Annotated in this window: 1 protein-coding gene; it reads right to left on the reverse strand. The window is 41.8% G+C overall.

Annotation, left to right across the window (positions count from 1 at the left end):
- Nucleotides 1-165: 165 nt before the first annotated feature.
- On the reverse strand, nt 166-2,205 hold the full coding sequence (locus EPO09_RS22190; RefSeq protein ID WP_290646804.1) for a hypothetical protein: 2,040 nt from the start codon (nt 2,203-2,205) through the stop codon (nt 166-168).
- Nucleotides 2,206-2,298: the final 93 nt, after the last annotated feature.

Here is a 2,298-nt window from a genome sequence, read left to right on the forward strand (position 1 = left end):
TCAGAGTTATTACCAAATTCGCTGACACCAGTAAGTGCTGAACCCTTTTTAGGTACACTTAGTGGATTGCGTTTAGTACTATATTCACCAAAGGCAGCCTTACCAGCCGATCCTCTAGGTGGAACATAACCGTTGTTATAAGCGGTCATATTCTCCATTTTTTGTTTAGCCATTCTGTTCTCCTGCTTTAAATGACTCTCCAAGCTGTCTATCAGCCTGAAGCTTTTCTTCGGTCTTAGCCGCGTTTTCAGATTGCATATCATGTGCTAGTCGCATAACTTCCAGCAGATGACCCCTATCTAAATCTTCTATCTCTGCTACGGTTTTGGCGTTGTCAAGCAAAGCCTTAGCATAGTTCTGTTCGCCTTCTGAGATACGCTCACGTGCCAATCCAATATCTGCCAAGACGCGTGCACGTCGCTCTTGTGCCAATGCCAATGTATTATCTATTTGCGCATTCTCAAGTTCAGCTTGTCGTTGTATTTGCTGCATCTCGATTTGCTGGGCTTCTTGTTGACGTTCCGCAATCTCAGCCATTCTTTGATTAAGTTTTACTTTGCCTTGGAGAGGTGCAGCTTCTACGATTATGTCGTCTGGAATCGCAATACCAAGCTCTCTGAGTTGTAACAACTGGTAGTAATAGGCTTCACGTTGTGTATGCGTTAAGACGGCCTGTTTGATGCAAGAATCATATTTACCAAATTCTCCAGAGAAGAATTCAGGTGTTGGTTCTCGTTTTGTGATTCTCCATATCTTGCCTGGCGTATAATTCTTCTGGATGGCTTCAATGACAAGGTTTCCAAGCCATGATAATGTCTGCTCAAGGTTATCAAATAATCCTCGATTACCTTTAAGGCCGTTCGATGCACGAACCTCTGCGAGACGGCCTGAAACCTGAGAATCCCCTGTAGAACTGATTCCAAGGAGTTCTTCACTTCCCCCTGGGATTTCCATGATGTTTTTGTCAATGATGTCTTGGTATTGCAAATATCCACTTGGCACTTGTGGAGGCTGGATTTCTCTGATATCTGCATTAACGTCGTAACCTTCATTGATAATAATATTTCTTGCTTGTCCACTTTGTAGTAGCATCTGTGGATCTAATACAGCACCGTTTCTAGAAATCCAACCCGTATTAATTATCGATTCCATGAGATCTATTATCTGGCTGTGTCTACGATTATATTGTCTTTGGGCATCAACTATAGATCGGACAATCCCTTGTATCTTAAGCTCATACGTGTCAATTAACGGTTCAAAATATGCGATCACGGGCAAGAAAGGAAACGTCGATAGACCTGTTGGATCAGGTCCAGAATACAATAAACGACCACCCACGATAATATTCAGTTCAACATCACGCTTGTATGAATTGATCATTTGAACGTTCTGATTCATCGCAAGCGCTTCTTTCAAGTGCTTCTCTTCTTCAGGTGTACCATTCCATTCTTGAGAAACTCCTGTATCCATATCGACAAGATATTTCTGGGGCTTATTGATGCGTGTCCAATATTGGTCATACGTCAATAGATTCTTCGCAATGTACGTGCTGTTGTATTGTCGATAGATTCCAAGGTATTGGTATTTGTTATCACGTATACCTGTAGGGATATTCTCTATAATCTGTGGATCAACCCAAGGTAATAATGACTTTACTTGCTCCCTGGACAGCAAATCACGTGTGGATGCCTGGTCGCAGTCGGAAAGATCTCTCTTAGTAAAGTACGGATCTAACATTATGGCGTTAAACGGTTTATAATAAAACTTGATGTCTCCATTGACTTTGTCTTTTCCGTAGTCAATGTAGATACCAATTATTGCTAAACCAGTCTTAAGGCTATGCTCGAAGGCATCTGAGATAACGTGATGCGCATTTCCCTTTTCATAGGTGTAGATCATTACGTCGCTGATAAGATCGGCTGTGTCTACATCGGAATCTTCAACAGCATCGCAGACAGTGCTTAAACGGTTTTCTCTCTCGTAACCTGAATACAAATTGACAACACGTCTGATCTTATTTAATTCTAAGACCATTCGCTTTTGTTGTTCTAATGCTGCACGTTCAGATTGTGTCCAATTCTGCCCTGCATATGCCCTTAAGTCACGATATGCAGCCGAATAAAACACACCCCACGTTCGGTAAGCATCATAAAAAAATTGAGAAAACTTGGAGACTTTATCGTTCGGTTGTGCGGTATATGTCATACGATCCTTGTATGATTACTAGAGTGACTAAGCCATAGAACTATGTCTTAATCGTCGCCAATCCTCGGCGGATAACCCTGATGTGTTATGCAT

The organism is Aquabacterium sp. (assembly GCF_004297345.1).
Taxonomy (GTDB): domain Bacteria; phylum Pseudomonadota; class Gammaproteobacteria; order Burkholderiales; family Burkholderiaceae_C; genus Aquabacterium.

Coding starts and splice junctions, on each gene's coding strand:
- EPO09_RS22190 (WP_290646804.1), bottom strand. CDS start 2,205: ATGACATATACCGCACAACCGAACGATAAAGTCTCCAAGTTTTCTCAA.